At 70.9% G+C, this 25,675-nt stretch carries 31 protein-coding genes; 20 read left to right on the forward strand and 11 right to left on the reverse strand.

Annotation, left to right across the window (positions count from 1 at the left end; all coding sequences use genetic code 11):
- Window positions 1-17: 17 nt before the first annotated feature.
- Window positions 18-626, forward strand: coding sequence for a hypothetical protein (locus J8J14_RS14490; protein WP_209380247.1), 609 nt, complete (start codon window positions 18-20; stop codon window positions 624-626).
- Entirely contained in the window at window positions 623-1,561 is a 939-nt protein-coding gene (locus J8J14_RS14495) for a protein-methionine-sulfoxide reductase heme-binding subunit MsrQ (RefSeq protein ID WP_209380248.1), read from the forward strand. Before J8J14_RS14490 ends, J8J14_RS14495 begins: the two co-directional genes overlap by 4 nt.
- Before the next feature lie 110 nt (window positions 1,562-1,671).
- On the opposite strand, the gene J8J14_RS14500 is transcribed toward J8J14_RS14495, so the two are convergent.
- Window positions 1,672-2,334 carry a hypothetical protein gene (locus J8J14_RS14500; RefSeq protein WP_209380249.1) on the reverse strand — a complete coding sequence of 221 codons (663 nt, stop codon included), beginning with the start codon at window positions 2,332-2,334 and terminating at the stop codon, window positions 1,672-1,674.
- Between the two features lie 133 nt (window positions 2,335-2,467).
- Here J8J14_RS14500 and J8J14_RS14505 point away from each other — a divergent pair, with 133 nt between their 5' ends.
- Together J8J14_RS14505 and J8J14_RS14510 are read left to right on the forward strand one after the other, a co-directional pair.
- Window positions 2,468-3,175: a ribonuclease activity regulator RraA gene (locus J8J14_RS14505; protein ID WP_209380250.1), complete on the forward strand. Its 708-nt coding sequence runs from the start codon at window positions 2,468-2,470 to the stop codon at window positions 3,173-3,175.
- The gene (locus J8J14_RS14510) at window positions 3,175-4,119 is read left to right on the forward strand and encodes a dihydrodipicolinate synthase family protein (RefSeq protein WP_209380251.1); all 945 of its coding nucleotides are present in this window, start codon (window positions 3,175-3,177) and stop codon (window positions 4,117-4,119) included. Before J8J14_RS14505 ends, J8J14_RS14510 begins: the two co-directional genes overlap by 1 nt.
- A 42-nt stretch (window positions 4,120-4,161) precedes the next feature.
- Here J8J14_RS14510 and J8J14_RS14515 read toward each other — a convergent pair whose 3' ends face one another.
- Window positions 4,162-5,511, reverse strand: coding sequence for a GDSL-type esterase/lipase family protein (locus J8J14_RS14515; protein ID WP_209380252.1), 1,350 nt, complete (start codon window positions 5,509-5,511; stop codon window positions 4,162-4,164).
- A gap of 172 nt (window positions 5,512-5,683) precedes the next feature.
- Here J8J14_RS14515 and J8J14_RS14520 point away from each other — a divergent pair, with 172 nt between their 5' ends.
- Together J8J14_RS14520 and J8J14_RS14525 are read left to right on the forward strand one after the other, a co-directional pair.
- Window positions 5,684-5,863: a hypothetical protein gene (locus J8J14_RS14520; protein ID WP_209380253.1), complete on the forward strand. Its 180-nt coding sequence runs from the start codon at window positions 5,684-5,686 to the stop codon at window positions 5,861-5,863.
- A 63-nt stretch (window positions 5,864-5,926) separates the two neighbouring features.
- Entirely contained in the window at window positions 5,927-6,358 is a 432-nt protein-coding gene (locus J8J14_RS14525) for a DUF2171 domain-containing protein (RefSeq protein WP_209380254.1), read from the forward strand.
- 17 nt (window positions 6,359-6,375) lie between these two features.
- Here the strand turns inward: J8J14_RS14525 and J8J14_RS14530 are convergent, their stop codons facing one another.
- Both J8J14_RS14530 and J8J14_RS14535 read right to left on the reverse strand, forming a co-directional pair.
- Window positions 6,376-6,723: a hypothetical protein gene (locus tag J8J14_RS14530; RefSeq protein ID WP_209380255.1), complete on the reverse strand. Its 348-nt coding sequence runs from the start codon at window positions 6,721-6,723 to the stop codon at window positions 6,376-6,378.
- Between the two features lie 9 nt (window positions 6,724-6,732).
- Complete coding sequence (locus J8J14_RS14535) at window positions 6,733-7,035, reverse strand: hypothetical protein (protein ID WP_209380256.1); 303 nt, start codon at window positions 7,033-7,035, stop codon at window positions 6,733-6,735.
- Between the two features lie 65 nt (window positions 7,036-7,100).
- Between J8J14_RS14535 and J8J14_RS14540 the strand changes: the two genes are divergently transcribed.
- The gene (locus J8J14_RS14540) at window positions 7,101-7,550 is read left to right on the forward strand and encodes a MaoC/PaaZ C-terminal domain-containing protein (RefSeq protein ID WP_209380257.1); all 450 of its coding nucleotides are present in this window, start codon (window positions 7,101-7,103) and stop codon (window positions 7,548-7,550) included.
- 99 nt (window positions 7,551-7,649) lie between these two features.
- Here the strand turns inward: J8J14_RS14540 and fusA are convergent, their stop codons facing one another.
- From fusA to J8J14_RS14555, 3 genes are all read right to left on the reverse strand, one after another.
- Window positions 7,650-9,731: an elongation factor G gene (gene fusA / locus J8J14_RS14545; protein ID WP_209380258.1), complete on the reverse strand. Its 2,082-nt coding sequence runs from the start codon at window positions 9,729-9,731 to the stop codon at window positions 7,650-7,652.
- A 524-nt stretch (window positions 9,732-10,255) separates the two neighbouring features.
- A complete protein-coding gene (gene dksA / locus J8J14_RS14550; RefSeq protein ID WP_209380259.1) occupies window positions 10,256-10,672 on the reverse strand; it encodes an RNA polymerase-binding protein DksA in 417 nt (138 codons plus the stop codon).
- Between the two features lie 149 nt (window positions 10,673-10,821).
- The gene (locus J8J14_RS14555) at window positions 10,822-11,367 is read right to left on the reverse strand and encodes a flagellar assembly protein FliX (RefSeq protein ID WP_342452452.1); all 546 of its coding nucleotides are present in this window, start codon (window positions 11,365-11,367) and stop codon (window positions 10,822-10,824) included.
- Here J8J14_RS14555 and J8J14_RS14560 point away from each other — a divergent pair.
- The 9 genes from J8J14_RS14560 to J8J14_RS14600 all read left to right on the forward strand — a co-directional run bounded on the left by J8J14_RS14560 (window position 11,366) and on the right by J8J14_RS14600 (window position 18,562).
- The gene (locus J8J14_RS14560; RefSeq protein WP_209380261.1) at window positions 11,366-12,523 is read left to right on the forward strand and encodes a flagellar basal body P-ring protein FlgI; all 1,158 of its coding nucleotides are present in this window, start codon (window positions 11,366-11,368) and stop codon (window positions 12,521-12,523) included. The genes J8J14_RS14555 and J8J14_RS14560 overlap by 2 nt on opposite strands.
- Window positions 12,523-12,804: a rod-binding protein gene (locus J8J14_RS14565; RefSeq protein ID WP_209380262.1), complete on the forward strand. Its 282-nt coding sequence runs from the start codon at window positions 12,523-12,525 to the stop codon at window positions 12,802-12,804. The genes J8J14_RS14560 and J8J14_RS14565 overlap by 1 nt, the downstream gene beginning before the upstream one ends.
- Window positions 12,801-13,217 (forward strand): hypothetical protein, encoded by a 417-nt coding sequence (locus tag J8J14_RS14570; RefSeq protein WP_209380263.1) that lies wholly within the window; start codon window positions 12,801-12,803, stop codon window positions 13,215-13,217. Before J8J14_RS14565 ends, J8J14_RS14570 begins: the two co-directional genes overlap by 4 nt.
- A gap of 66 nt (window positions 13,218-13,283) precedes the next feature.
- Window positions 13,284-14,096 (forward strand): RibD family protein, encoded by an 813-nt coding sequence (locus tag J8J14_RS14575; RefSeq protein WP_209380264.1) that lies wholly within the window; start codon window positions 13,284-13,286, stop codon window positions 14,094-14,096.
- Complete coding sequence (locus J8J14_RS14580) at window positions 14,093-15,094, forward strand: zinc-dependent alcohol dehydrogenase (RefSeq protein ID WP_209380265.1); 1,002 nt, start codon at window positions 14,093-14,095, stop codon at window positions 15,092-15,094. Before J8J14_RS14575 ends, J8J14_RS14580 begins: the two co-directional genes overlap by 4 nt.
- On the forward strand, window positions 15,087-15,521 hold the full coding sequence (locus J8J14_RS14585; protein WP_456307521.1) for a 6-pyruvoyl trahydropterin synthase family protein: 435 nt from the start codon (window positions 15,087-15,089) through the stop codon (window positions 15,519-15,521). Before J8J14_RS14580 ends, J8J14_RS14585 begins: the two co-directional genes overlap by 8 nt.
- Window positions 15,518-16,552 (forward strand): glycosyltransferase family 4 protein, encoded by a 1,035-nt coding sequence (locus tag J8J14_RS14590; RefSeq protein ID WP_209380266.1) that lies wholly within the window; start codon window positions 15,518-15,520, stop codon window positions 16,550-16,552. The genes J8J14_RS14585 and J8J14_RS14590 overlap by 4 nt, the downstream gene beginning before the upstream one ends.
- Window positions 16,549-17,421 (forward strand): class I SAM-dependent methyltransferase, encoded by an 873-nt coding sequence (locus J8J14_RS14595; protein ID WP_209380267.1) that lies wholly within the window; start codon window positions 16,549-16,551, stop codon window positions 17,419-17,421. The genes J8J14_RS14590 and J8J14_RS14595 overlap by 4 nt, the downstream gene beginning before the upstream one ends.
- A complete protein-coding gene (locus tag J8J14_RS14600) occupies window positions 17,411-18,562 on the forward strand; it encodes a four-carbon acid sugar kinase family protein (protein ID WP_209380268.1) in 1,152 nt (383 codons plus the stop codon). Before J8J14_RS14595 ends, J8J14_RS14600 begins: the two co-directional genes overlap by 11 nt.
- Window positions 18,563-18,612: 50 nt before the next feature.
- Here the strand turns inward: J8J14_RS14600 and J8J14_RS14605 are convergent, their stop codons facing one another.
- The 4 genes from J8J14_RS14605 to J8J14_RS14620 all read right to left on the reverse strand — a co-directional run bounded on the left by J8J14_RS14605 (window position 18,613) and on the right by J8J14_RS14620 (window position 22,754).
- On the reverse strand, window positions 18,613-19,428 hold the full coding sequence (locus J8J14_RS14605; RefSeq protein ID WP_209380269.1) for a hypothetical protein: 816 nt from the start codon (window positions 19,426-19,428) through the stop codon (window positions 18,613-18,615).
- 315 nt (window positions 19,429-19,743) lie between these two features.
- Window positions 19,744-19,884, reverse strand: a complete 141-nt coding sequence (locus J8J14_RS14610) for a hypothetical protein (RefSeq protein ID WP_209380270.1) — start codon at window positions 19,882-19,884, stop codon at window positions 19,744-19,746.
- A 94-nt stretch (window positions 19,885-19,978) separates the two neighbouring features.
- Window positions 19,979-21,115, reverse strand: coding sequence for a bifunctional 2-methylcitrate synthase/citrate synthase (locus J8J14_RS14615; protein WP_209380271.1), 1,137 nt, complete (start codon window positions 21,113-21,115; stop codon window positions 19,979-19,981).
- Window positions 21,116-21,224: 109 nt separating this feature from the next.
- Window positions 21,225-22,754 (reverse strand): MmgE/PrpD family protein, encoded by a 1,530-nt coding sequence (locus tag J8J14_RS14620; RefSeq protein ID WP_209380272.1) that lies wholly within the window; start codon window positions 22,752-22,754, stop codon window positions 21,225-21,227.
- Window positions 22,755-22,858: 104 nt separating this feature from the next.
- On the opposite strand from J8J14_RS14620, the gene J8J14_RS14625 reads away from it, so the two are divergent.
- Genes J8J14_RS14625 through J8J14_RS14640 form a run of 4 tightly spaced genes read left to right on the forward strand, consistent with a single transcriptional unit; the run spans window position 22,859 to window position 25,675 of the window.
- A complete protein-coding gene (locus J8J14_RS14625; protein WP_209380273.1) occupies window positions 22,859-23,800 on the forward strand; it encodes a LysR family transcriptional regulator in 942 nt (313 codons plus the stop codon).
- A gap of 35 nt (window positions 23,801-23,835) precedes the next feature.
- A complete protein-coding gene (locus J8J14_RS14630) occupies window positions 23,836-25,218 on the forward strand; it encodes a dihydroorotase (RefSeq protein ID WP_209380274.1) in 1,383 nt (460 codons plus the stop codon).
- Complete coding sequence (locus J8J14_RS14635) at window positions 25,215-25,394, forward strand: hypothetical protein (RefSeq protein ID WP_209380275.1); 180 nt, start codon at window positions 25,215-25,217, stop codon at window positions 25,392-25,394. Before J8J14_RS14630 ends, J8J14_RS14635 begins: the two co-directional genes overlap by 4 nt.
- On the forward strand, window positions 25,391-25,675 hold the full coding sequence (locus J8J14_RS14640) for a hypothetical protein (RefSeq protein WP_209380276.1): 285 nt from the start codon (window positions 25,391-25,393) through the stop codon (window positions 25,673-25,675). Before J8J14_RS14635 ends, J8J14_RS14640 begins: the two co-directional genes overlap by 4 nt.

A 25,675-nucleotide genomic window follows, 5' to 3' on the forward strand; every position in this document is an offset into this window, starting at 1 on the left:
CGGATGGAGGCAAGGCGATGACACGACGGCAGTTCCTGGCAGCAGCGGCCGCCCTGGCGGTGGTGGAACCCCTGCCCCTCTGGGCCCAGGGTGCGCCTCGTCGGGTCCGGGGCACCATCGACGGGATTTCCGGCCGTGACCTGGCCGTGACCACGCGAGAGGGGCAGCGCGTGACGATCCGGCTGGCCGAGAATGCCAGCGTTTCCGCGCTGCGGCGGCTGGAGCTCTCTGCCATCGCCCCCGGCAGCTATATCGGCACTGCCGCCGAACCCGGGCCGGACGGCGCATGGCGGGCGCTGGAGGTGCTGGTTTTCCCCGAGGCGATGCGGGGCACCGGGGAGGGCCACTATGCCTGGGACCTGACGCCGACATCCTCCATGACCAACGCCACGGTGGATTCGGCCGTGGAGGCGAATGACGGCCGCAGCCTTCTCCTCACCGCGCGCGGGCAGCAGGTCCGGGTCATGGTTCCGCCCGATGTCCCGGTGGTGACTCCGATCCCCGCTGCGATGGAGGACCTGAAGCCCGGCGCGCAGGTCTTCCTCGTGGCGACGCCCGGCCCGGACGGTACCCTGACCGCCTCCCGCGTGACCGTCGCGCGGGACGGCGTGGTGCCCCCGATGTGAGCGACGCGACGCTCGACTCTCCATCCCGCCCCCGCCGCGCCCGGCGCGGGAGCGCCCCTCCGCCGCGTCCAGGCCCCTGGCCCTGGCTGGATCGCGGCGGGCGCTTCTCCTGGTTCAAGACCGCGGTGCTGCTGGGCTGCCTGGCGCCGCTGCTCTGGCTCGGCTGGCTTTGGGCAAGCGACGGGCTCGGGCCGGAGCCGCTGACCCTGGCCACGCACGAGACAGGCAGCTGGTGCGTCCGCTTCCTGCTGATGAGCCTCTTCGTCACCCCGGCGCGCTGGATCTTCGACTGGCCCCGCGTGCTGCAGCTTCGGCGGATGCTAGGGCTGGCGGCGCTCGGCTACGGGCTGGTGCACCTCGCGCTCTATGTCGGGAACGAGCATCTCCGGCTCTGGCATGTGCTGCTGGAGATCGTGAAGCGGCCCTATCTCTCCACCGGCTTCACCGCCCTGATCGGCCTGGCCGTCCTGGGCTGGACCTCGACCGATGGTTGGCTCCGGCGCCTAGGCCGGGAGTGGAAGGTGCTGCACCGGCTGGCTTACCCGCTGGTCGCCCTGGGGATCCTGCATTTCTACATGCAGTCGAAGATCAACGTCTCCGAGCCCGTGCTGATGAGCGGGCTGTTTCTCTGGCTGATGCTGTGGCGCCTGGTTCCGGCCCGCTGGCGGTCGGTGCCCTGGTCCCTGCTGCCCATCGCCATCCTGGCCGCCGTCGGGGCCGGCGGGCTGGAATATCTCTGGTATGCCCTGGCGACGAACCTGCCTGCCGGCGCAATCCTCCAGGCCAATTTCGACCTGGAGTTCGAGATCCGCCCGGCCGTCTGGGTCCTGCTTGCCGGAGTGGCCGTCCTGTCCCTGGCGGCGCTCGCCTGGGCGGGCCGGCAGGTCTTCCAGGGGCGGATGGACATCCCGGCCAGCAAGCGCCTGAGCGAGTAGGAGGACCATCCAAGGGGGCTGCTCCCGCAACTCCGCGTGCAGAACGCCCCAGGCGGCTGGACCGGGGTGGTGCGGTTGGCGCCGGGTTTCCGTCTCGGAAGAAGGGGCCGCTAGGAGCCCGCGCTGGCCCGTGCGGCAGGCTTCGGCGAAGCGGCCTCGGCGCGGGGCGCCGGGGTCGGCGCTTCCGGCCCGGGCTGGGCGGGCGGAGCGGCGGCGGGTGCCGCGGGCGCCGAGACGGGACGGGCCGCCGACTCGCGAGCCTCGGCGGTTTCGGTGGGGGCCGGCTTCGGATCGGCAGGCTTTGCCTCAGCGGGGCTGGGCTGGGCGCTGGCCTGCTGCACCTCCTCGGCCATCGGCATGCACCGGACCGTGCCGGGGTTTGCCCGGGCCTGGGTAGCCACCGTGCCCGCCGGGCAGGCAATCTGCTGACGAGCGGGCGCCGGAAGATCGGCATGCCAGCCCGCCACGTCGGGATCGGCCCCACCACCCCCGCCCCTGGCCATGCCGCGCCCGTCGCAGCGGCCAGGACGGCCGCGAACGGGCTTGCCGCCATTGGGGCAAAGCCAGCGGTTGATGGCCGCGCGGTCCATCACCGTGATGGCCTGGTTGGTGGCGAGCACCGGCCTCGTGTCCAGCACCGGGGCCGTTGTCCTGGGTCCCGGTGCCACCTGAAAGAAGCGGCGCTCCTGCGCCTGGGCCTCCCCTGATGGGGCGGCAAGCCCCGCCAGCAGCGCGAGCGCGCCCAACCCGATGGTTCGACCGGTGCGGATCATGCCCGGCAGATGGGGCGAGCCGGGTTGCTCTCCAACCCTGAAAAAATCCTTTCGCATGGATTCCCGGCCTGCTTGACGCGCATGCCATGCCGCGCGAAGCCCGGCATCGGACGACAGAACGGAGGAGACCGGGTTGAACCTCGATCCCAAGATCAAGCAGGCGCTCGAAGGCGTCTCCACCGCCACCCTTACGACGGTCCTTCTGAAGAAGGGCCTTCGCAACGTCTGGATGCGCGGCACCAAGCCCATCCGGGAGGGCCAGCCCCGCCTCGTCGGCCGCGCATTCACCCTGCGCTTCGTCCCGGCCCGTGAGGACCTCGCCACCCCGGAAAGCTGGTCCTCCCCCATCTCCACCCGCGCCGCCATTGAGGCGATGCCGGAGGGCTGCATCGCCGTGGTCGATTCCATGGGCGTGCAGGACGCCGGCATCTTCGGCGACATCCTCTGCGCCCGCATGGCGAAGAAGGGCGTGGCAGCCCTGATCACCGATGGCGTGGTGCGGGACCTGGCCGGCGTGCTCGGCACGGGTCTTCCGGTCTGGTGCAACGGCGCGGCCGCCCCGCCCTCCGTGGCCGGACTGACCTTCGTAGCCTGGGAGCAGCCGATCGGCTGCGGCGGCGTCGCCGTCTTCCCCGGCGACGTGGTGGTGGTGGACCAGGACGGCGCCGTGCTGATCCCGCAGGCCCTGCTGGAGGCCGTGACTGAGGCCGCGGTGGAGCAGGAGCGGCAGGAGACCTGGATCATGACGCAGGTGGAAGGCGGCGCCTCCCTGCCCGGCCTCTATCCCCCCAATGCCGAGAACAAGGCCCGCTACGAGGCCTGGAAGAAGGAGAACGCCTGATGGACCTGACCCAGGCAAAGGGCGTCTACGCCATCGCGCCGACCGCCTTCCACGAGGATGGCCGGCTCGATGAGGCCTCGAACGACCGCTATACCGACTTCTGCGTCGAGAGCGGCTGCACCGGCATTACCGTCCTTGGCGTGATGGGCGAGGCGCCGAAGCTGGACATGTCCGAGAGCGTCTCGCTCGCCTCGCGCATGATCAAGCGTGCCGGCATTCCGGTGATCGTGGGCGTTTCGGCCCCCGGCTTCGCCGCCATGACCTCCCTCACCAAGGCGGTGATGGACGCGGGCGCGGCCGGCGTGATGATCGCGCCCCCGAACACCCTGCGCACGGATGACCAGATCGTCGGCTACTACGCTCAGGCGGCCGAGGCGATCGGGGCGGACGTGCCCTTCGTGGTGCAGGACTTCCCGCAGACCTTCAGCGTCATCATGACCCCCGGCGTGATCCGCCGGATCGTGCAGGCCAACCCGAACTGCGTGATGGTCAAGCACGAGGACTGGCCCGGCCTTGAGAAGATCTCCGCCCTGCGCGGCTTCGAGAAGGACGGCTCGATGAAGCACATCTCCATTCTCTGCGGGAATGGCGGGCTCTTCATCGACTTCGAGTGCGAGCGCGGGGCGGATGGCGCGATGACCGGCTACGCCTTCCCCGACATGCTCTCCGATCTCGTCCGTCTGCAGGCCGAAGGCAAGCGCGACGAGGCCCATGACCTGTTCGACGCCCATCTGCCGCTCCTCCGCTACGAGCAGCAGCAGGGGCCGACGGGCCTGGCTGTTCGGAAATACGTGCTGATGCGCCGCGGCGTGCTGGCCAGCGATGCCCAGCGCCGCCCGGGCGCAGGGCTGAGCGCGAAGGCGCGGGAGGAGGTGGACTACCTGCTCTCCCGCGTGGCGCGCTTCGACAAGCGCGCGGATGTGGGCGCCCGCAAGGCAGCCTGACGCCACGGGCCGGGCGGGTTCATCCCCGCCCGGCCCCGGCTTTCACCGCCGTGCCGGCATGACGCTGCCGAGATCGATGGCGGAACCCATCGCCAGGTAGCCGGCCCGGTTCGGGTGCAGCTTGTCGCCCGGGCCGCCCGTGGTGGAATCCGGGATCATCTCCGCCTTCAGCCCACCCGTCGCAGGGTCCAGGGTCGCGCGATCGAACTCGGCCACTGCGTCGAACAGTCCACTGTCGCGGATGAAGGCGTTGAGGCCCTTCCGCTTCTCGTCCTGCTCCGCATGGCCATGCGCCGCGCTGGTGCTGCCCAGTGCCGGCGTGACGGTGGCGCCGATCACCTTCACGCCCGGTATGCCAGCGCGCAGCCGGGCCACGCCGGCCTTCATCCCCTCGCGCACCGCCTCAAGCGAGGCATTGCCATTGCGGCTGAAGTCATTGGTGCCCTCCAGCCAGATCACGGTCTTGACGCCGGAAAGGGAGATCACGTCCCTGTCCATCCGCGCCAGGGCCGAGGGGCCGCCCGGGAAGGGCTTCTGCGGTCCGTACTCCGCCGGGCCGACCACCTGGTTCCCGCCGATCCCCGCATTCAGCACCGCCACGCGGTTGCCGAGCCGGGCATTCAGCCGCCGCGCCAGCACGTCGGGCCAGCGATCATCGCCATTCATGGTGGAGGCCGTGCCGTCGGTGATCGAATCACCGAAACCGATGATCACCGGCGTGCCGGCGGGCGCGGCCATGTCCACCGCGTCGAGGAAGAACCATGAGGCGGTGGAGAAGGGGAAGGATTCCTCTCCCTCCTCCCCGCCATGCGCGCCCGCGCCGGGGGCGGTGGCATAGGAGGTCTGGAGCGCCTTGGCGTGCCAGGTCATCGGCCCGCTGGAGCCCACGACATGAAGGGAGACGGCAAGCTTCCGGCCCATCAGCAGCGGGGAATCGGGTTCGGTGGCGAAAGGCAGCTCCACCGGGTCCGACCAGGCCTGGCCGCCCGGCGGGATGGTGACGGCGGGCTGGCCGTCGAAGCGGACCGGGCGGTTGGTGCCGGGCACCAGCGTCGCGCCGCCATGCTGCAGCCCGACATGCACCCCATCCAGCGTGAGGGGCCGGGTGCCGAAGGCGTTGGAAAAGCGCAGCCGTGCCTGCCGCCCCCAAAGGGATGGCCGGAGCACCAAGCGAAGGGTCATGTCCCGCGCCCCCTCCGCCGGGTCGGGGAAGATGAAGGACTGGTTCGGCTGCGCCGAGGGATTGCCGACCGGATAGGGCCCTTGCACCGACCCGACCCAGCTGGTGGCCCATGCCGCACCGGCGGGCGTGCCCTGGGCGTGCAGGCCCGGGGCGATGGCCTGGGCCAGGACGGCGGCGAGCGTCCCCTGCCCGAGGGTGCGTCGATGCATGGCGGTCTCCTCCTGCGGCTCTGCGGCCGGTGACGGAGGCTTCCACGCGCCAGGGGAAGGGACAAGGCGCATTTCCGGCCGTCGGCCGGCCCGCCTGAACCGGCCCGCCTGAAACAGCATCGCGCGCGAGGCGTTCTTCCCCGGTGCAACAGCGAGGCGAGAAAGCTCGGCCATGGCTGACAAGCAGAAGAGCGCCTTCCAGGAACATGCCGGCAAGATGCCGGATGCCGGCAACAGCAAGGGCGGCGGCAACAGCAAGCCCGGGGGCGACGACCAGGACATCGTCGGGAACGCCCGGCTGAAGGGCGAGGATCCCTCCCCCGACAACCGCAAGCGCGGTCAGACCTCGTAGACGGACAGTTCGCCTCCCGGGCGGCGCCAGCCGGCCCGGGGCGCTTCATTGGAGGAATCACGCATGGCGAACGCCGCCGACATGGCCGCAGGAAAGATCCCGGACCACACGCCCGTCGTGGGCAGCGACGGCCAGCATTTCGGCACGGTCGATTCCGTGGAAGGCGAATACATAAAGCTGACGAAAACTGATCCCGCCTCCGGCGGCGTTCACCGCTACATCCCCCGGAGCCTCGTGGCCGGGCTGGAAGGCGGCGTGGTGCGGCTTTCCATGCCAGCTGAAAAGGCCCGGGAAGCGTCCATTGACGAAGCGGAGATGCAGCAGCGCCTCTCCCTGGACCCCGATGCGAAGACACAGCTCGGGCAGGAGACGGACGGGCCGCATGGCAGCCGTGCCAAGGCCCAGGGCGGCAAGGGCGAGCGCGAGCACCGCTCCCCCGGTGCCGCGTCAGACCCGCACCGGCCGACCAATTACGGTATCGAGAACCCGCGCTAGGCCCGGGCAGCCGCGCCTCAGGGAAGCTCGGGCGGCGGGAAGCCGTCCGGGCGGCGGCGGTGGATGCGCCGGGGCGGCCCGAGGCCACGCCGCCGGATGAGCGGCGGGACCAGCAGGAGCGGTGCCGAAAGAAGGGGCAGGACACCGAACCAGGCCGCGGCCGACCTGGGCAGCAGGAAAACCGCCGCCGCCGCAGCGCCCATGGAAATCCCGTTCAGCAGGACCGCGCAGACCCACCAGCGGCGGACACGGCGTTCCCGTGCCTCCGCGGCGCCGGGAAGCTCCGGCTCAAGCGTATAAGGCCGGCCGTCCCGCCCCACCTCATAGAGGCGGCCCGGATCGGGGGTGAACCCAGTGCCGCCCAAGCCTTGGGCTCAGCGGCGCATCACGACGAAGCTCGGCATGCCAGCACGGCCTGCGCGGCGCATGCGCCACCAGAGGGAAGCGAAGCCCACCAGCCCTGCCACGATGACCACGGGGATCAGGAGGCCAAGGAGCAGCGCGCCCAGCGCCGCCAGTACCAGCCCACCCGCGACAGCGGTGGCCAGCACCGCCACGCCGCCCAGCCGGAGCAGCGCGCGGTCAAGCCAGGACACTCCGCGCCGGGGCGGTGCATCCCGGAAGTCGCCCTCCGGCGTCATATCGAGAACCGGGGGCCGGTGCGGATCCTGGATCATATGATGGATGTCGCCCCTGTGACGCGCCGCTTCAAGGGGGGGCGCAGTGGGTCTAAGGGAGCGGAATGACCCTGCCCCGCCTGAAATCCCTGGACGAGCTGCAACCTGGCGACCGGTACGAGCTGGGGCGCCTCACCTTTTCCCTGGAGGACATCCGGGAATTCGCCCGCCGCTACGATCCGCAGCCCTTCCATCTGGACGAGGAGGCGGCGCGGGATTCGGTGTTCGGCACGGTGGTGGCCGCCGGACTGCACACGCTGTCAGCCTGCTTCGGCATGCTGATGGCCAGCCCCCTGCTGCAGGAGATCAGCCTGGCGGGCTCGGCGATGGATATCCGCTGGCCCGCCCCGCTCCGGCCCGGAGAGGAGGTGACCGTCAGCGTGGAGGTTATCGAGGTCACGCGGTCCCGGGCGCGCAAGGACCGGGGATCCGCACGTCTGCGCTACGTAGCGCGGCGGGTCGAGGACGGGGTGGTCGTGCTGGACGCGACGGGGCTGCACCACCTGCGGCGATAGACAGAGGGGCGGAAACGGAAACGGCGCGGCCGAAGGATTCGCCCGCGCCGCCCGAAGCTGCCCTGGCGGCCCCGCCTGGAGCGGGGCCGACCGGTCTGATCAGGCCGAGGCCTTCATGATCTCGTCCGCCACGTTGCGCGGCACCGGATCATAGTGGTGGAACTGCATGGAGAAGGAGGCGCGCCCCTTCGTCATGCCGCGCAGGTTGGAGATGTAGCCGAACATCTCCTTCAGCGGGACATGGGCCCGGATGATGACCGAGGTGGAGGCCATGTCCTGGGACTGGATCACGCCGCGGCGGCGGTTCAGGTCGCCGACGACATCGCCGACATGGTCGGAGGGGGTGGTGACCTCCACGTCCATGATCGGCTCCAGGATGACCGGGCCGGCCTTCTTCATGCCCTCGCGGAAGCAGGCCTTGGCGGCGATTTCGAACGCCAGGGCGCTCGAGTCGACGTCATGGTACTTGCCGTCCACCAGGCTGTACTTGAAGTCCACGGTGGGGAAGCCGGCGAGCACGCCGGTGTCCGCCTGGACCTTGATGCCCTTCTCGACCGCCGGGATGTACTCCTTCGGCACCGAGCCGCCGACGACGCCGTTCACGAACTCGATGCCCGTGTTCCGCTCCTTCGGCTCGAAGACGATCTTGACCTCGGCGTACTGGCCCGAGCCACCCGACTGCTTCTTGTGGGTGTAGATCTCGGTGTGCGGCTTGGTGATCGTCTCGCGGTAGGCGACCTGCGGGGCGCCGATATTGGCGTCCACGCCATACTCGCGGCGCAGGCGGTCGATGATGATCTCCAGGTGAAGCTCGCCCATGCCGGACAGGATGGTCTGGCCGGTCTCCTGGTCGGTCTTCAGGCGCAGCGAGGGATCCTCGCCAGCCAGCTTCTGCAGGCCGAGGGTCATCTTCTCGACGCCCTCCTTGGTCTTCGGCTCCACCGAGATGTCGATTACGGGGACCGGGAAGGCCATGCGCTCGAGCACCACCGGGTCCTCCGAGGAGGCCAGCGTGTCACCCGTGCCGGTGTCCTTCAGGCCCACGAAGGCCGCGATGTCGCCGGCGGAGACCTCCTTGATCTCCTCGCGCTTGTCGGCATGCATCTGGAACATGCGGCCGACGCGCTCCTTGCCCTCCTTGGTCGTGTTCAGCACCGTGTCGCCGGTGCGGAGCACGCCGCGGTAGACGCGGACGAAGGTCAGGTTGCCGTACTTGTCGTTAATGATCTTGAAGGCGAGGCCGGCGAAGGGGGCGTTCTCGTCAGCGGGGATGACGCGGCGGTCGGCCGTCTCGTCCTCACCCTCTTCCGGGGCAACCTTGATGCCCTCGATGTCCACCGGGGAGGGCAGGTAGTCGATCACGCCGTCGAGCAGGGGCTGCACGCCCTTGTTCTTGAAGGCCGAGCCGCAGAACACCGGGCGGAACTCGCCCGAGATCGTGCCCTTCTTGATGGCGCGCTTCAGGGTCTCGACCGAGACGTCGCCCTTCTCGAAATACTCTTCCATGGCCGCGTCATCGGCGCCGAGCACGGCGTCGAGCAGGGTCTGGCGGTACTCGGCGGCCTTGTCGGCCAGGTCGTCGGGGATCGGGGCCTCGTGGTACTTGGCGCCGAGCTCGTCGCCTTCCCAGATCAGGGCCTTCATCTCGACCAGGTCGACGATGCCCTTCAAGGTGTCCTCGATGCCGATCGGCAGCTGCAGGGCGACCCAGTTGATGCCCAGCTTCTCGGTCAGCGTCGCGGCGGCGCGGTAGAAGTCCGCGCCGGTGCGGTCCAGCTTGTTGATGAAGATGATGCGGGGGACGTTGTAGCGGTCCGCCAGGCGCCAGTTCGTCTCGGACTGCGGCTGCACGCCGGCCACGCCCTCGATGATGAAGACGGCGCCGTCGAGCACGCGCAGCGAGCGGTTCACCTCGATGTTGAAGTCGATGTGGCCCGGGGTGTCGATGACGTTGATCCGGTGGTCCTTCCACTCGGCCGTCACGGCCGCGGAGGTGATCGTGATGCCACGCTCACGCTCCTGGTCCATGTAGTCGGTGGTGGTGTTGCCCTCATGGACCTCACCGATCTTATGGGACTTGCCGGTGTAGTAGAGGATCCGCTCGGTCGTGGTCGTCTTGCCGGCGTCGATATGCGCCGTGATGCCGATATTGCGAATTCGCTCGAGAGGGGTGCGCGCCACTTGGGCCTCCGTCGGTCGCGGCTCCCTGTGGGGAAGCCCGCGCGTTTAGCTCTGCGGCCGGGGCCGCAAAAGGGTTCTGCGGCAGCGCCACAGATGGGTTTGCGGCAACGCCGCGGGTGATGCGGCCGGACCAGGGGAGAACCCCAGGGCACCGACTGTTGCCGCGCGGCGGGCAGTCCGGATGCGGCTTCGCGGGCCACCGGCGACCCTGTCGCCCCGCCCGCTTCCGCACCATCCTGCCCGATGCCGCCGGGCGCCGCTGCCGCGCCCCTGCTGCGGGCGCACACATGCTCTGCCGGGCGGCATTTTGCAAGCTTTGCCGCCTGAATGCGCCCCCGCGTGGGACGCAGGGGTATGGGGGGCGGAGTGTCGCCGCGGTTCCCCGGCCATAGGGAAGGAGTCAGACGGCGCCGGGCGATTCGTGTCCAGTCCTGGCGCGGGCGCCGGCCCCGCAGGGCTCTGGAAGGCGGCACGACGTGGGAAGGCAAGCCTCGCAGGTCCTCTAGGCTTGGTAGCCCGGGCAGTCAGTCGTCGCGGTGCACCCGCTCCATGCGCTCGTGGCGCTCCTGCGCCTCGATGGACAGGGTGGCAATCGGGCGAGCCTCCAGGCGGCGGAGCCCGATCGGTTCCCCGGTTTCCTCGCAATAGCCGTAGGTGCCGTTATCCACCCGTTCCAGCGCCTGATCGATCTTCGCGATCAGCTTGCGGGCACGGTCCCGCGTGCGAAGCTCCAGAGCCCGGTCTGTTTCGACGCTGGCGCGGTCGGTCAGGTCCGCCTCGACGATCCCGCCCTGCCCCATCGAGGACAGGGTTTCCCCGGCCTCCCGCAGGAGTTCAGCCCGCCACCGCAGCAGCTTCTGCCGGAAATAGGCGAGCTGCCGGGGGTTCATAAAGGCCTCGTCATCCGAGGGCTTGTAGTCCGGCGGCAAGGTGATGAGCATGGCTTACATCCCGATAGCCTGGCCCGACCCCCCGGTCCCCCCGGCCGGCCAGGCAGCCGCGTATAGCGATGCTACCGGTCGCAAAACAAGGGGAACCCCGGGGCAAGTGCCTGAAGCCTGCGGCGATCAGGGGATTCTTCGGCACCTATTCACCGCGCTGCAACCATTATGCCACGCCGCGCCAGTTCCACGCGCGCCCTCAGGGCGATGCCCGCCAGCGCATCCGCCAGCACCGGATCGGCAGGCGGTTCGCCCTCGGCCAGTTCCGCGAGGCGGAGCAGCCGCCCGGAGTCGGCCCGGCCCCTCAGCATCTCCGCCTGAAGCGCGGAGAGTTCCTGCAGAAGCGCCCGCGCCCTTGCGGCCCCCCGCTGGTCGCGCCCGGCCGCATCCTCAACCTCCTGCAGCGCCATCAGCCCCAGGGGCTGGACTGTCCCAGCAGCAGAAGGTCCCGAAGCCGGCGCCGTGCCCGCCGGAGGGAGCCTGAAGCCCCCCCTCGCCCGTGGCGCGCCGCGCTCCGCCGGGACAGCCGCGCGGGTGATGCCGCCCATGCCGATCCTGCCTGCCGCCACCTCCGCCCTCCCTGATCCGCCTCGTGCCGGCCGCCCGCTCCTGCCGCCCTCCGGCAGGAAGCCGTCCCGGCCCGGCAGAAGCTGCCGCCCGGAGCCGGGCCCACCCTGGCACGGGGGTTGCGCCATGCCGGGCGGCTTGGCGGAGGTGACATTGCCCGAAACCGGTTTCCGAAGCGCGAAGACCGCGCTGGCCCTGTGCGCCGCACTGCTCGCCTCGCTCCTGGCCGCGCCGGCCGGGGCGCAGGTGCGGATTAAGGACATCGCGGATATCGAGGGCGTGCGGGAGAACCAGCTCGTCGGCTACGGGCTGGTGGTGGGGCTGCCGGGGACCGGGGACCGTCTGCGCTCGGCCATCTTCACGCGGCAGTCCCTGGTGGGGATGCTGGAACGGCTGGGCGTGAACACCCGCGACCAGGAGCGGCAGCTGGACACCCGCAACGTGGCGGCGGTGATGGTGACCGCGAATCTCCCAGCCTTCGCGCGGCCGGGAAGCCGGGTGGATATCGCTGTCTCCTCCCTGGGCGATGCCTCCAACCTGACCGGCGGCACGCTGCTCGTCACGCCGCTGCTCGGGGCCGATGGGGAGGTTTATGCGGTGGCGCAGGGCGCGGTCGCCACCGGGGCCATCGGGGCGCGCGGCCAGGCGGCCTCCGTGCAACGCGGCGTGCCCACCTCCGCGCGCATCGCCTCCGGCGCGGTGGTGGAGCGGGAGCTGCCCTTCGAGCTCGGCGGGCGGGACCGGATCCGGCTTTCCCTCCGCAACCCCGACTTCACCACGGCGCAGCGCATGGCGGCGGTGATCAACCGGGCCGCGGGGGCCGGCAGCGCCACGGCCACGGACCCGCGCACGGTGGTGCTGATGACCGCCGGGCGCGACATCGCCCGGCTGCTGACGGATATCGAGCAACTGCGGGTCGAACCGGACCAGGCCGCGCGGGTCGTCATCGAGGAGGCGTCCGGCACCATCGTGATGGGCGCGAATGTGCGGGTCTCGACCGTCGCCATCGCGCAGGGGAACCTGACCATCCGGGTGACGGAGACGCCGCAGGTGAGCCAACCCGGCCCGCTGTCGCGCAACGGGGAAACGGTGGTGGTGCCGCGCACCGGGATCGAGGTGGATGACCAGCGCGAGCGGCGCCTGGGCATCCTTCCGCGTTCCGTCACGCTGGAAGAGCTGGTGCGCGGGCTGAACTCGCTCGGCGTCGGTCCGCGGGACCTCATCACCATCCTGCAGTCCATCAAGGCGGCCGGCGCGCTCCAGGCCGAGCTGGAGGTGCGGTGATGGAGGTTCCGGCCGCGAACCACGCCGCCCTCTCCCGCCTGGCCCGCCGCTTCGAGGCGCAGGCCCTGGGCGCGCTGCTGAAGCCGGTCTTCGGAACCGCGCCGAAGGGCCTTCTCTCCGGCGGGTCCGCGGAGGAGCAGTGGCGGCCCATGCTGATCGAGCATCACGCCCGCGCCTGGTCGGACCGGGGCGGTGTTGGAATCGCCGATGCTGTCTATCGCGAGCTGCTGCGCGCCCAGGCGGCGCAGGGCCGCCCCCTCCAAGACGGAGAGAACAGATGAGTCAGGTAACCATGATTCAGGCGCTGCTGCATGCCGGGCAGCGGTTGGCCGAGGCGCTGCGGGAGGAGAATGAGGCCCTCGCGCGCCTCGACCTCTCCCGCGCCGCGGGCCTTGCCGGCGCCAAGCTGCAGGCCTCCGACGCCTTTGCGGCCGCCTATGGCGCCGCGACGCGGACGGAGAGCACCGCCCAGGGCGAACTGCGCGCGGCGGCGGAACAGCTGGCGACGCGGCTGCGCGACCTGACCGATGAGAACCGCCGGCTGCTGGAGCACGCGATCGCCCTCCAGTCCCGCGTGATCGAGACCATCGCAGGCGCCGCGCTGCCGGCCAGCCGACCCGCGACCTATGCCGCGATGGGACAGCGCGCCATGCCGTGGCAGACCCCTTCCCTCGCCCTCGCCGCCCGGGCCTGATGCGGGTCGGTGCGGCGGCACGGGGCTCCTGGCGCGCTGCGCGCGGCTGGGGCATAGCACAGGGACATGGGAAGCCTTGCCGAGACCGCGGATGGCGCGACGACGGAGGCCTGGGCGGCGCTGCTGAGGCAGCGCGCCGGGGAGAAGCCCGTGTTGCCCGACGACCCGCTCTGCCATCTCTTCGCGCCGCTGCTCCTTGCCGGAGCCGCGCCGGATGGCTGCATGGTGATCGGAAGGCTGGCGCAGACCCTGGACGGACGCATCGCCACCTCCGGCGGCTCAAGCCAGTGGATCGGCGGGCGCGGAGACATCCTGCACACGCACCGGCTGCGCGCGCTGTGCGACGCGGTGCTGGTTGGCGCCGGTACCGTCGCGCATGATGACCCGCGCCTGACCACGCGCGAGGTGGAGGGCGAAAATCCGGTTCGCGTGGTGCTCGATCCCGAGCGGCGACTGCCAGCCACGCATCGCGTGTTCATGGATGGCGGGCCGCCGACACTGCTCGCCTGCTACGCCGATCTGGCGCATGGCGGGCAGCACGGGCAGGCGGAGCTCCTGCCCCTCCCCCGCCTGGACGGCGGGCCGGATCTCGCCGCGCTCCTGCGGGAGCTGCATGTTCGTGGCCTCTCGCGCCTTTTCGTGGAAGGTGGTGGGATGACGGTCTCGCGCTTCCTGGCGGCGGGCCTGCTGGACCGGCTGCATGTGACCGTCGCGCCGGTGATCCTCGGCTCGGGCCGTGCGGCCTTCACGCTGCCCGAGGCGTCGCGCATCGCCGATGGGCTGCGCTTCGAATGGACCATCCACCCGCTGGAGGGCGGCGACATCCTGCTCGATATTCCCCTGCGCCGCATGCGTCCTCGCGTCTGCGAGGGTGCATGACCGCGCCCCTCACCGCGACGGCCTTCTGGACCACCGGCCCGGGCCAGGGCGCCATCCATGGCGAGACCCTTCGCCCACCCGGGCCGGGGGAGGTGCTGGTGCGCACCCTGGCCAGCGGCATCAGCCGCGGCACGGAGCGGCTGGTCTTCCAGGGCGGCGTGCCCGAGAGCGAGGCGGCGCGGATGCGCGCGCCGCTGCAATCCGGCGAGTTCCCCTGGCCGGTGAAATACGGCTACGCGGCCGTGGGGCTGGTGGAGGACGGGCCGGCGGAATGGATCGGGCAACGCGTCTTCTGCCTGCACCCCCATCAGGACCGCTTCGTCGCGCCTCTCACTCTCTGCTCTCCCGTTCCCGACAGGGTGCCCGAATGGCGGGCCGTGCTGGCGGCGAACATGGAAACGGCGCTCAACGTGATCTGGGATGCCCAGCCGCTACCGGGCGAGCGCGCCCTTGTGATTGGCGCGGGTGTCGTCGGTTTGCTCTGCGCCTGGCTGCTGTCGCGCTTTCCCGCCATGGACCTCGCCCTGGCCGATCCGGATCCCCTGCGCGCCCAGGTGGCACAGCGGCTGGGCCTGCGCCTCGTGGCGCCCGGAGACGCACCGGACAGGCGCGACCTGATCATCCATGCCTCGGGGCATCCGGACGGGCTCCGCACCGCGCTGCGCTGCGCGGGCTTCGAGGCACGCATCCTGGAGGCATCCTGGTTCGGCTCCTCCGAATGCTCCCTGCCCCTTGGCGGCGCCTTCCATTCTGGGCGCGTGACGCTGCGCTCCACGCAGGTCGGGCAGGTGGCGGGTCCGATGCGTGGGCGGCGCACCCATGCCGAGCGGCTTGCCCTCGCCCTTTCCCTGCTCGGCGATCCGGCCCTGGACGCGCTCTGCGGCCCGATGGTGCCCTTCCGCGAGCTCCCGCGCGCGATGGCCGAGCTGCTCGGCCCGGCCGCCGAGGGCAAGCCCGCCCCGCTCTGCCCCGTCGTCACCTATGACAGCGATGAATGAGACATCCATGTACAGCCTGACCGTCGCCGATCACGTCATGATCGCCCATTCCTTCCGGGGTGAGGGTTTCGGCCCCGCCCAGCGCGTGCATGGCGCGACCTTCGTGGTGGAGGCAGAGTTCCGCGCGCCGCGGCTGGACGAGGCAAATCTGCTGGTGGACATCGCCGCCGCGCGGGTGGAGCTGCGCCGCATCCTCGACAGCTTCGACTACAACAACCTCGACACGCTGCCCGCCTTCACCGGGCAGAACACGACCACCGAGTTCCTCTGCTTCCATGTGCATGGGCTGCTCTGCCAGGCCCTGGCCGAGGGCAAGCTCGGCGCGGGCGGGAATGACGTGACGAGCGTGAAGGTGCTGCTGCGGGAGAGCCCGCTTGCCTGGGCCGCCTATGAGGCCGAGGTGCCGAAGCGGGCCGCGTCGGCGTGAGGATCGCGTTCGCGGTCCCCGCGCCACTGGATGCGATCAGCGGCGGATACAACTATGACCGACGCATCATCGCGGGGCTGCGTGATCTCGGGCATTCCCTGCGGGTGGAAGAGATGGCGGGGCGCCACCCCCTGCCGGATGAAGCCGCCATGTCGGCCGCCGCCGGCGTGATGGAACGGCTTTCGCCCGATGAGGTGCTGGTGGTGGATGGTCTTGGCCTTCCTGCCTTTGCCGGGCTGCCCGGCCTCTCGCGCGCCGTCGGGCTGATCCATCATCCGACCGCGCTGGAGACCGGCCATCCGGAGGCGGAACGCGAGGCCCTGCGGGCGCGCGAGAAGGCGCTGTTTCCCGCCATGGCACGGCTGATCACCACCTCAAGGCTCACCGCCGAGCGGCTGGCGCCGGAATTTGGCGCCGATCCCGCGCGGATCGGCACGGTGGAGCCGGGAACGGTTGAGGCGCCGCGCGCCCATGGCTCCGGCGGCCCGGGCTGCGCCATTCTCTCCGTCGGCGCCGTGGTGCCGCGCAAGGGATATGACGTGCTGCTCCGCGCGCTCGGCCGGCTGACGGATGTGGAGTGGACGCTCACCATTGCCGGCGGGGCGCGCGACCCGGTGCATGCGCAGGGGCTGCTGGCCCTGGCCGAGGAACTGGGCATCGCCCGCCGCGTCACCTTCGCCGGCGAGGTGGAGGGGGCGGCACTGGAGGCGCTTTATGCCGGCGCCGACCTCTTCGCCTCCGCATCTCACTGGGAAGGATATGGCATGGCGGTGGCCGAAGCCCTCGCGCGCGGCCTTCCGCTCGCGGTCACGGCGGGCGGGGCACTGGCGGAACTGGCGCCCCGCGACGCTGCCGTGATCTGCGCGCCCGGAGATGCCAACAGCCTCTCCCGCGCCATGCGGCGCCCCATTTACGACGCGGAGCTGCGGCGGATGATGGCGGATGCCGCCTGGCGCGCCGGGCAGCGCCTGCCGCGCTGGTCCGACCGCGCTGCCTCCTTCGCCCGCGAGATCGAGGCAGCCCGCCCATGACCGAGAGCTTCGATGCGGACTGGCTGGAGCTGCGCGAGCCCGTTGACGCCCGGGCGCGCAACTTCGCCCTTGCGGAGGCCCTCTCGGCGGCCCTGCCGGCGCGGCCGCGGCTGCTGGACCTGGGTGCGGGAACCGGAAGCCTGTTCCGCTGGCTCGCGCCCATCCTGAACCGCCCCCAGGCCTGGACGCTGGTGGACGCGGATGTGACGCTGATCGAGTTCGCCTTCGACACCATCGCGATGCGCGCCGCCTCTGTCGGCTTCGAGGTATCGGCACCGAACAAGCGCACGCTGCTGGTGCACACGCCGTCCGGCGCCTGGCGCGTGGAAGGGCTGGTGCTGGACCTGGCCGATGCACCGAGCGGCCTGCCGCTCTCCCGTGCCGATGGGGTGGTCTGCACGGCGCTGTGCGACCTCGTCTCGCGCGGCTGGGTGGCGCGCATGGCGTCGGGCCTTCGGCTTCCCTTCTATTCCGCGCTCAATGTTGAAGGGGATGCGCGCTTCCTGCCGCCGCACCCGGTGGACGGGATCGTGGCGCGTGGCTTCCGGCGCGACCAGATCCGGGAGAAGGGCTTCGGCGGGCCGGCACTCGGCCCGGGCGCGACGCGGGCGATGGCGGCGGCTTTCCGCGCCCAGGGCTTCCAGGTGGCCACCGCGCCCTCCCCCTGGCGGATCGGGCCGGCGGAGACGCGGATGCTGTCGGAACTGAGCGGCGGCCATGCGCAGGCCGCCATGCGGCAGGCTCCGCGCTCGGCGGCCATGATCGCCGCCTGGTCGGCCCTGCGCGCCGCGCAGGCGCAGCGCGGGCGGCTCCGGGCGGTGGTGGGCCATTCCGACCTTCTTGCCCTGCCGCCACGGCATGGGCACTAGCGCCATGGTGAAGCTGGGCTGCATCGCCACGGATCCGGCCTCGGCGCTGGAATTCGGCGCTCTGCTCGCCAATGACGGCGTGCGGACATGGATGGGGCCCGTGTCCCACCTGCCCACGGCGGCGGATGCCGAGGCGCTCCTGTCCCTGCTGCCGCCCGGCTCTGCCGTGGCCGAAGCCGTCTCGGCCTGCGAGGCGCTGCTGTCGGCCGGCGCGGCGCGCATCCTGCTGCTCAGCGAGGCGGGCTTCGGAGATCCATCCATCGGGCCGGTCGCCGACGCGTTGCTGCGGCGGCTGCAGTCCGGCTTCGCCCTGGTGGCGCCCGGTTTCCCTTCACGCGGGCGCAGTGTCTATCTGGGCCATCTTTTCATGGGCACCGCCCTGGCCGGAGAGGAGCCGAACCTGCCGCGCCGCCTCGCCGCCTGGGCGGATGCGCCGGTCGGCCTGCTGCCCTTCGGCATGGTGGAGGAGGGCGTGGGCACCATCCGGCGCGAGATCTCGCGACTGGCCGAAGCGGGGCGCCGCTACGGTGTGGCCGATAGCGTGACCGACATCCAGCTGGGCGCGATCGCCGAAGGCGCCACCGCGCTGCCGCTGACCGTGGCTGGCGCGGGGCTTGGCCTCGTGATGCCGGCGGCGCTTCGCCGTGCTGGCATGCTGGCCGAGCCCGTGGAGAAGGAATGGCCGGCGCCGCGCGGCGCCTGGGCCGTGCTTGCCGCGACGGAGGCCCGCGCCACCCTCGCCCAGATCGGCTTTGCGCGGCTGCACGGCCCGGTGCGCGAACTGGACAGGGTGGAAGACGCGACAGATGCCCTGGAATGGGCGGTGCCCCTTCTCTCGGACGAGCATCCGGTGATCCTCGCGGCTTCACCCGGCCTCGTGCGGCAAGGGGCGGGCGCAGAGGCGCTGGCGGCGCTTGCCGCGGCGCTTGCGGAGCGCGGCGTGGGACGCCTGCTGGTGGCAGGCGAAGCGCTGTTCGGGCCGGTGCTGCGCGCGCTGGGCCATCCTGTGCTGCGGGTGGGACCGGAGGCCGCGCAGGCAACGCCCTGGTGCATCGCGGAGGGGACCGGCCTCCAGCTCGCCTTCAAGCCCGGCGGCGCGGGCGGGCGCGATATCCTGCTGCGCGCGTTCCTGCCGATCTGAACGAAAAAAGGGGGCGCCGGAGCGCCCCCTTTCCATCGGATCGGACGCGCTCAGCCCGCGTCGTTGTTGTTGGTCGTGGAGCTGGCGTTCTCCATCTCCGTCACGGCCTCGTTCGCGGCGGCGGCGGCGGCCTCGGCCTTCTTGCGGGCGCGCGTCAGGGCACCCTTCTTCGCGGCCTCGCTACGCGCGGAGGGCGCGGCGCTCTTGCGCGCGCCAGCCGTGCGGGAAGCAGCAGCGCGGCTCGTGGTCGGGGCCTTGCGGGCCGTGCTGGCCTTGGCCGCGGTGCTGCGCGTGCTGGTCTTCGCGGCGGCGGGCTTGCGGGCGGCCGTCGCGGTGCTGCGCTTCGCCGTGGTGGTGGTGCGCTTGGCCGCGGCGGCGGTGGTGCGCTTCGCGGCCGGGCGGCGGGCCGTCGCGGTCTTCGCGGCGGTCTTGGCACCGGTGGCGCGCTTGGCGGTGGCGGCGCTGCGGCGCGCCGGCGCGGCCTTGGCGGCGGCGGGCTTGCGGGCCGGCGCGGCCTTGCGGGCCGTGCTGGTCTTGCTCGCGGCCGTCTTGCGGGCCGGGGCCTTCTTCGCGGCAGCCGTCGTCTTGCGGGCGGCGGTCGTGCTGGTCTTGCGGGCCGTGGTCGCGCTGCTCTTGCGGGCGGTGGTCGTCTTGCTGGCCGCCGTCTTGCGGGCCGGGGCCTTGGCGGCCGCGGTGCTCTTCTTCGCAGCCGGCTTCTTCGCGGCGGTGCTCTTCGCGGCCGTCTTCGTCGCGGACTTCGCGGCCGGCTTGGCGCGGCCGGCGGTGCTGGCCTTGCGCGTACCGGTGCTGCGGCGCGAGGTGCTCATCGCCATGGCGGCTGCCCGGGGGGTTTTCTCTTCGCTCACGTGCTGGATCTCCTGAGGATTGTTGCCGAGGGGGTCACGTCTTGGTCCAACCGGACCCGCCGACGCGCCCATCTGGGGAGGGAGGCGTCACAGGGTCTGCTACGTCATGCGGGAGGAAGCGGTGGCTGCGCACCGCCGTCGCCGGCTTCGCGCTCCAGAAGGGTTTCGTCTCCGAAGCCCGCATCGTCCTCTCTCATCCGGTCCGGGATCACCGTAAGCCGGGCTTCCACATGGCGCCGCGCCGATCACCCTCCGTCTGCTCTCCGCGTCGCCATCTTGCCGGGTGCATCCATCTGCACAGGGTGCTTGACAGCTTCACACGCGAATCGCGCGGAATGGTTCATGCGCACGCCACGCTATCTGCACGCGCATCCGCAGTGTCAACAAAAACACTTCGCATCCGTGCAGATTTTCGCGTGCATCCGAATCGATGCGATGCGCGTTGCGCGCCGCCATGTGCGCCGATGTGCGGGAACACGATGCGCTTCCAGCCAGCGCGCCGTCAGGTGAAGAGGATGCGCGCCGAGACGCATCCTCCTCTGCGCGGTGTTCAGCCGCGCTCCGCCATGGGCGGCACGCTGCGCTGCGTCGCGCCGGTGTAGTGCGATAGCGGGCGGATCAGCCGGTTGTCCGCCGCCTGCTCGATCACATGGGCCGACCAGCCGGTGATGCGGGAAGCAACGAAGATCGGCGTGAAGAGCGGGATGTCGAAGCCCATGAGGTGGTAGGCGGGCCCCGCGGGGAAATCGAGGTTCGGGTGGATGTTCTTCTTGGCCAGCATCTCGCCGGCCAGCAGGCGTGACATCTCCATCCAGCGGCGGTCGCCCACCACCTCGGCCATCTTCTCGGCGTAGCGGGTCATGGTGGGAACGCGGCTGTCGCCGTTCTTGTACACGCGATGGCCGAAGCCCATCACCAGGGCACGATGGTCGAAGCGGGACTGGAGCCACTCCACCGCGCGGGCCGGCTCCCCGATCTCAGCCAGCATGTGCATCACCGCCTCATTGGCGCCGCCATGCAGCGGCCCCTTCAGCGCGGCGATGCCGCCTACCACCGCCCCATGCAGGTCCGCGCCCGTGGAGGTGATGGTGCGGGCGGTGAAGGTGGAGGCGTTGAAGCCGTGCTCGGCGTAAAGGGTCAGAGAGACGTCGAAGGCCTTCACCACCTCCGGCTGCGGAACCTTGCCGAAGACGAGGTGGAAGAAGCTCTCCGCGAAGGTGAGGGACGGGTCCGGCGCGATGGCATCCAGCCCCTTGGATGCGCGGTGGGCGGCGGCGATGGCGGTGGGGATCTTCGCCAGCAGCCGCATCGCCTTCCGGCGCGTCGCCGGCTCGGAGGTGTCCGCCGCTTCCGGATCCTCCATGCCCATGAAGGAAACGGCGGTGCGGATGGCGTCCATCGGATGAGCGTCACGCGGGAAGGCGCGGATGACCTCCAGCAGCGCCGGCGTCAGGGCGCGCTGGCCGGCCTCCTCGCGCCGGAAATCGGCGAGCTGGCCGGCATTGGGCAGCTCCCCGTTCCAGAGGAGATAGGCCACCTCCTCGAAGCTGCAATTCTCGGCCAGGTCCTGCACGGGGTAGCCGCGATAGGTCAGGCTGTTCGTCTCCGGCATCACCTTGGAGACGGCGGAGACATCGGCGACGACGCCGACAAGGCCCTTGCGGATGTCGGGCTGGGTTTCGCTCATGGGGTGTTCCTCTGTTGCATGTCGCAGGGCAGGCCGGCGGGCCACGCCCTTGGCGCGCCTGTGGGCGCGGGGCGCCGCCGGGCAGGAGCCGCGGCGGCGCGGGACGCGATCAGAAGATGCCGGGCTTGCCCTGGGCCAGCTTCCCTTCGGGCAGGCGGACATTGAGCTGGTCGAGCTCCCCGGCCTTGAGCGAGGCGAGGTTCTCGGCCGCGGCGATGAAGCGATCGGCCTCGGCGCTGTCGATCAGCCCCTCGGTCAGGATGCAGAACTTGCGGATGTAGTCCGCCCGGCCGAAGGGCTTGGCGCCCAGCGGATGTGCATTGGCGACCGCCAGCTCATCCACCAGTACCGTGCCATCCTTCAGGGTGATCTCCACCCGCCCACCGAAGGCCAGCTCGTTCGGGTCGCGGGAGTGGTAGCGGCGCGTCCACTCCGGATCCTCGCGGGTCTCCATCTTGTGCCAGAGGCGGACGGTATCCGGGCGCGCGGCGCGCTCGGGGGCGTAGCTGTCCACATGGTGCCAGCGCCCGTCCTGCAGGGCGACGGTGAAGATGTACATGATGGAGTGGTCCAGCGTCTCGCGGCTGGCCCTGGGGTCCATCTTCTGCGGATCGTTCGCACCGGTGCCGATCACGTAGTGGGTGTGGTGGGACGTATGAAGAAGGATTTTCTCGACCTGCTCGAGGTCCTTGATCTTCTCCCGCATCCGGAAGGCCAGGTCGATCAGCGCCTGGGACTGATACTCGGCAGAATGCTCCTTGGTGTAGCTGTCGAGGATGGCGCGCTTGCCCTCCCCCGCGCCGGGCAGCGGCACCTGGTAGTATACGGGCTCATAGACATCGCCCTGGTAGCGCTGGGTGCGGCCGGCCAGCACCCAGGCGATGACGGAATCCTCGCCCTCGTAGATCGGGCTCGGCGCACCCTCGCCGCGCATGGCGCGGTCCGCGGCTTCGACAGCCAGCTTGCCCGCATGGGCCGGGGCGAAGGCCTTCCAGGAGGAGATCTCGCCCTTGCGGCTCTGGCGGAAGGTGATGCTCACATGCAGCGCCTGCTGCACGGCCTGGTAGATCGTCGCCTGGTCCAGCCCGAGCAGCGTGCCGATGCCCGCCGCGGCGGCGGGGCAGAGATGGGCGATATGGTCCACCTTGTGCTCATGCAGGCAGATGGCGCGCACCAGGTCGATATGGATCTCATAGCCGGTCGCCAGGCCGCGCAGGAGGTCCGCGCCGCTCTTTCCCATGGTCTGCGCCACGGCGAGGATGGGCGGGATGTTGTCGCCGGGGTGGGAATAGTCGGCCGCCAGGAAGGTGTCGTGCATGTCCAGTTCGCGCACCGCGGTGCCATTCGCCCATGCCGCCCATTCCGGCGAGAAGCGCTTCGCGGGATCAAGGCCGAACACCGTCGCGCCGCCCTGGCGCGCATGGCCCATGGCCATCTGCCGTGCGGAGGTCGGGGCGGAGCGGTTGATGGCCGCGATGGCCACGGCAGCATTGTCGATGATCCGGTTGATGATCATCGCCTCGGTGTCCCCGGGCACCGCGACCGGATCGGCGGCGACGCCCGCGATCTTCCAGGCAAGCTGGTCCTCGCGCTTCAGCAGGGCCTTGGACGGATAGACCTTCACGTCGTGCAGCTGCACCGGCGTACTCCCCTCTACTCTTTTGGGACCGCGGTTCTGCACCCGGAGAAGCTGATCGTCCAATCCGATTGACGGCGCCGCGTGATAGCGTTTCCGTATCGCGCATGGATTTCCGCCTCGTGCGCCGGCTCGGCCATTTCCTCGCTGTCGCGGAGGAAGGGCATTTCGGGCGCGCCGCCGCCCGGCTCGGCCTCTCGCAGCCACCGCTCACGGCGCAGATCCAGGCGCTGGAGAAGGAGCTGGGCGTGCGGCTGCTGGAACGCGGCGGTCGTGGCACCCGCCCCACCCGCGCCGGGGAGGCGCTGCTGCCGCTGGCGCGCCGCCTGGCGGAGGACGCCGGCGCGCTGGAGGCACTGGCGCGCGAGCTGCGGGCCGGGCGGCATGCGCCGGTTGCCATCGCCTGCGTCACCTCGGCCCTGTTCGACGAGCTGCCGCCGCTGGTGCGGGCCATCTCCGCGGCCCGCCCGGAGGCCGCCGTCTCCGTGCGGGAGATGGACACGGCGGATGCGCTGGAGGCGCTCCGGCGCGGGGAGGTGGATATCGCCCTGCTGCGGGACGACCGGGCACGCCCGCCGATCCGCATCCGCCCGCTCGGGCAGGATCACCTTCTCGTCGCGCTGCCCGAGGGACATGCGCTGCTCGCCGCGCCGGATCCCCTGCCCCTCGCCCTCCTCGCCGATGAGCCGATGCTTCTGCTGCCGCGCGCCATCTCGCCCGCCTACGCCGATGCCATGGTGGCCGCATGCCGCGATGCCGGATTCGCGCCGCGCGCGATGCGGGAGGTGGGCTCGGCCATGGCGCAGCTCGGCTTCGTCGCCGCCGGGCTGGGCGTCGCCCTCGTCTCCTCGGGCATGGCGCGGCTGCGCCCACCCGGAGTCGCCTTTCGTGCCCTCGCCGGCCCCATTCGCGCCGTCGGCGTCGCCCTTGCCTGGAATGCGGAGCGCGAGGGAGAGGCGGCGTCCCTCGCGCTCTCCCTGCTGGACGAACTCTTCCCGGCCTCCGCCGCGAGCCCGGGCGGGATACCCGCGCCGGGCGATCTGCCCTAACCTCCGCCCCCTCTCAGCACAGCCTGGAACCTCGCATGAGCCAGCCCTATGACCGCGTCATCCTTGGTGACCTCGTCCTGCCGGACGGCGTGCTGGAAGGCGGCTATGTCGCCCTGCGTGGAGAGACGATCGCGGCCATCGGCCAGGGCGCGCCGCCGCCGTCCAACGCCACCGAGGACCATTCGGGCCGGCTGATCTTCCCGGGCCTGGTGGACGGGCACATGCACACCTCGAGTTCCATCGGCTGGCCCGGCATCGAGGGCGCGACGACCTCGGCGGCCGCTGGCGGCGTGACGACCTGCGTGGACATGCCCTACGACATTCCCCTGCCCGTCACGGACGCTGCGATCCTGAAGGAAAAGGTGGAGTGGCTCCACAAGCTGGCCCATGTGGATGTCGCGCTCTACGGTACCATCAGGAAGGATGGCGGCGTGGATGCCATCGCCGAGCTGGCCGAAGCCGGCGCCTGCTCCTTCAAGTTCTCCACCTATGAGTATGACGCGGTGCGCTTCCCCCGGATCGACCCGGGGCTGATGCGCGAGGCCTTCGCCGAGATCGCGAAGACCAACCTCATGGTCGCCGTGCATAACGAGGACCAGGAACTGGTGATGAAGCTGACGGCGGAGGCGAAGGCCGCCGGACACACCGACCCGATCTGGCATTGCCGCACCCGCCCGCCCCTGGCCGAGAACCTGGCGAACCTGGCCATCTTCGAGATCGGGCTGGAGACGGGGGCGCATGTGCACATCGCCCATTCCTCCCTGGCGCGCGGCTTTGACATCGCCGAGGACTTCCGCGCCGCCGGCGCCCGCTCCTCGGGCGAGGCATGCCTGCACTACTTCTGCATGACCGAGGAGGACATCATCCGCCTCGAGGGCTTCGGCAAGTGCAACCCGCCCTTCCGCACCCAGGACGAGGTGGAGCGGATGTGGGCCTCCCTCCTCCTGGGCAAGGTCGCCTACATCTCCACGGACCACGCGCCCTGGCAGCGGGAGCGCAAGATCTACAAGGGTGACATCTTCGCCCTCGGCGCCGGGCTGACCGGCATGCAGAGCTTCGCGCCGGTCATGTTCACCTTGCTGGAGGAGCGCGGCCTGCCGCTCACCCTCATGGCGAAGTACTGCGCCGAGGAGCCCGCGCGCTATCACGGGCTGGACCCGAAGAAGGGCAGCATCGCCCTGGGATCGGACGCCGATCTCTGCGTCATCGAGCGCGGCGACTTCACCTTCGACCAGGCGAAGATCATCGACCGGCCGGAATTCCAGCATTCCGCCTATCACGGCCGCGCGCTGCGCGGGCGCGTGGCGGCCACCTATCTGCGTGGCGAGAGGATCTGGGACGGCGAGAAGGTGCTGGCCCGCCCGGGTCAGGGCCGCTTCGTGCCCCGCCAGCACAGCCGGCCCGTCGAACTCGGATGAGGAATCGCCCACCGCCATCGCCCGTTGTCCTGGCCGGGCTGATCATCCTTCTGGGGGTCGGCCTTTTCATCGCCTTCGGACTGAACATGGGGGGGCTCGGCATGGCGCATATGCTGGCCGGCCTCATCGTCGCGGTGGTGGGCGGGCTCTTCGCCTTCATGGGAGGCCGCCGGTGAACCGGCCATTGATCATCGCCGTGATGGCGGCGCTGCTGGGCTTCGCCTTCTGGACCTGGCTCACCGGCCCCGGCACCTCTGTGCCCAATGCGTTTCTAGCGCTGCTCTGCGGCATCCTCTTCGGGCGCGCGGGATGGTGGATCGCCGCGCGCGGCATGGCGGAGGAGGATGCGCCGACTCCGGAGGCAGGCCCGCCGCCTCCGCCGCCTCGCCCCATCGGCCGGCGCTCGCCGCCGCCGGTGGATGCGGAACCCTGGCGCAAGCCCGAGGGCAAGGAGTGA

It is taken from the genome of Pararoseomonas baculiformis (genome assembly GCF_017813395.1).
GTDB lineage: Bacteria > Pseudomonadota > Alphaproteobacteria > Acetobacterales > Acetobacteraceae > Roseomonas > Roseomonas baculiformis.

What these genes read in the sequence shown, in the direction of transcription:
- J8J14_RS14585 (WP_456307521.1), top strand. Translation starts at nt 15,087, where the DNA reads ATGAATGAGACATCCATGTACAGCCTGACCGTCGCCGATCACGTCATG.
- J8J14_RS14500 (WP_209380249.1), bottom strand. Translation starts at nt 2,334, where the DNA reads ATGATCCGCACCGGTCGAACCATCGGGTTGGGCGCGCTCGCGCTGCTG.
- J8J14_RS14600 (WP_209380268.1), top strand. Translation starts at nt 17,411, where the DNA reads ATGGGCACTAGCGCCATGGTGAAGCTGGGCTGCATCGCCACGGATCCG.
- J8J14_RS14540 (WP_209380257.1), top strand. Translation starts at nt 7,101, where the DNA reads ATGACCCTGCCCCGCCTGAAATCCCTGGACGAGCTGCAACCTGGCGAC.
- J8J14_RS14520 (WP_209380253.1), top strand. Translation starts at nt 5,684, where the DNA reads ATGGCTGACAAGCAGAAGAGCGCCTTCCAGGAACATGCCGGCAAGATG.
- dksA (WP_209380259.1), bottom strand. Translation starts at nt 10,672, where the DNA reads ATGCTCATCACCTTGCCGCCGGACTACAAGCCCTCGGATGACGAGGCC.
- J8J14_RS14630 (WP_209380274.1), top strand. Translation starts at nt 23,836, where the DNA reads ATGAGCCAGCCCTATGACCGCGTCATCCTTGGTGACCTCGTCCTGCCG.
- J8J14_RS14535 (WP_209380256.1), bottom strand. Translation starts at nt 7,035, where the DNA reads ATGATCCAGGATCCGCACCGGCCCCCGGTTCTCGATATGACGCCGGAG.
- J8J14_RS14525 (WP_209380254.1), top strand. Translation starts at nt 5,927, where the DNA reads ATGGCGAACGCCGCCGACATGGCCGCAGGAAAGATCCCGGACCACACG.
- J8J14_RS14555 (WP_342452452.1), bottom strand. Translation starts at nt 11,367, where the DNA reads ATGGCGCAACCCCCGTGCCAGGGTGGGCCCGGCTCCGGGCGGCAGCTT.
- J8J14_RS14575 (WP_209380264.1), top strand. Translation starts at nt 13,284, where the DNA reads ATGGGAAGCCTTGCCGAGACCGCGGATGGCGCGACGACGGAGGCCTGG.
- J8J14_RS14635 (WP_209380275.1), top strand. Translation starts at nt 25,215, where the DNA reads ATGAGGAATCGCCCACCGCCATCGCCCGTTGTCCTGGCCGGGCTGATC.
- J8J14_RS14560 (WP_209380261.1), top strand. Translation starts at nt 11,366, where the DNA reads ATGCCGGGCGGCTTGGCGGAGGTGACATTGCCCGAAACCGGTTTCCGA.
- J8J14_RS14595 (WP_209380267.1), top strand. Translation starts at nt 16,549, where the DNA reads ATGACCGAGAGCTTCGATGCGGACTGGCTGGAGCTGCGCGAGCCCGTT.
- J8J14_RS14570 (WP_209380263.1), top strand. Translation starts at nt 12,801, where the DNA reads ATGAGTCAGGTAACCATGATTCAGGCGCTGCTGCATGCCGGGCAGCGG.
- J8J14_RS14610 (WP_209380270.1), bottom strand. Translation starts at nt 19,884, where the DNA reads ATGGCGGCGCGCAACGCGCATCGCATCGATTCGGATGCACGCGAAAAT.
- J8J14_RS14615 (WP_209380271.1), bottom strand. Translation starts at nt 21,115, where the DNA reads ATGAGCGAAACCCAGCCCGACATCCGCAAGGGCCTTGTCGGCGTCGTC.
- J8J14_RS14490 (WP_209380247.1), top strand. Translation starts at nt 18, where the DNA reads ATGACACGACGGCAGTTCCTGGCAGCAGCGGCCGCCCTGGCGGTGGTG.
- J8J14_RS14580 (WP_209380265.1), top strand. Translation starts at nt 14,093, where the DNA reads ATGACCGCGCCCCTCACCGCGACGGCCTTCTGGACCACCGGCCCGGGC.
- J8J14_RS14515 (WP_209380252.1), bottom strand. Translation starts at nt 5,511, where the DNA reads ATGCATCGACGCACCCTCGGGCAGGGGACGCTCGCCGCCGTCCTGGCC.
- J8J14_RS14510 (WP_209380251.1), top strand. Translation starts at nt 3,175, where the DNA reads ATGGACCTGACCCAGGCAAAGGGCGTCTACGCCATCGCGCCGACCGCC.
- J8J14_RS14625 (WP_209380273.1), top strand. Translation starts at nt 22,859, where the DNA reads ATGGATTTCCGCCTCGTGCGCCGGCTCGGCCATTTCCTCGCTGTCGCG.
- J8J14_RS14565 (WP_209380262.1), top strand. Translation starts at nt 12,523, where the DNA reads ATGGAGGTTCCGGCCGCGAACCACGCCGCCCTCTCCCGCCTGGCCCGC.